This window comes from Ewingella americana (assembly GCF_006438725.1).
Classification (GTDB): Bacteria; Pseudomonadota; Gammaproteobacteria; order Enterobacterales; family Enterobacteriaceae; genus Ewingella; species Ewingella americana_A.
Map to the genome: position 1 here is coordinate 1 of NZ_RCZD01000029.1, position 773 is coordinate 773.

The window sequence follows — 773 nt, forward strand, 5'->3', positions numbered from 1 at the left end:
TCCGATCACCGGCCTGGAGATGGAACTTACCGACATGTGGCAGAAGGGACGTGCGCGCTCGCGTGACGACGCACGCGCGATTCATCCCAAACTCGACCCCGCTCTGTACCCCGTTCTCGTGATCCTGAGCCGGTCCGATGCCGTTCGGATGGCAGACCTGATCTCGACACTCAACATCGAGAAGTCGACACTGACCAGGCAGATCGATGCAGCGGCCAGGCTTGGTCTGGTCGAACGCATTCCCGATCCCGACGATGCCCGCGCAAAGTTGGTCGCACTGACGCCCGAAGCCCGAACGAAGCTCACGACCTACCGCACCCAGCAGCTCGAACGCTGGCGTGCTCGTTTGGCGCAGTGGGACACCGATGACATCACCACTTTGACCACCCTCTTGCGTCGGCTCGCCCAGGCCAAGGACTGACACGGGGATCATTCGATCCTGCCCTGAAACCTGATACCAACTGGGCTTCCCACGCCATGCCGGTTTCCCGGATTCTCGACCTTCTCTTCGTCCAGATCCTCAGAGCGTGGGCACGAGCGGACGGATCGAACGGCGGATGGCTGACCGCAGCAATGGACCCACGAATCGGGCAGGCGCTCGAGGCTGTCCACAACGACCCGCCACGCAACTGGACCCCAGACGCCCGGCGCTTACATCACCGAGCGCCGACTCGGCCGCGCCACCGAACTGCTGGTGCAAACCACAGAGCCGGTCGGAACGATTGCAGTAACTGTCGGCTACGAGTCCGATGCCGCATCCAGCCGCGCCTTCC

At 63.1% G+C, this 773-nt stretch carries 2 protein-coding genes; both read left to right on the plus strand.

Annotation, left to right across the window (positions count from 1 at the left end; translation table 11 throughout):
- The coding region (locus tag EAH77_RS24980; RefSeq protein WP_140476144.1) for a MarR family winged helix-turn-helix transcriptional regulator at positions 1–421 on the plus strand (421 nt) is incomplete at its 5' end.
- Between the two features lie 183 nt (positions 422–604).
- On the plus strand, positions 605–773 hold a 169-nt coding region (locus EAH77_RS25865; RefSeq protein ID WP_194150535.1), incomplete at its 3' end, for a helix-turn-helix domain-containing protein.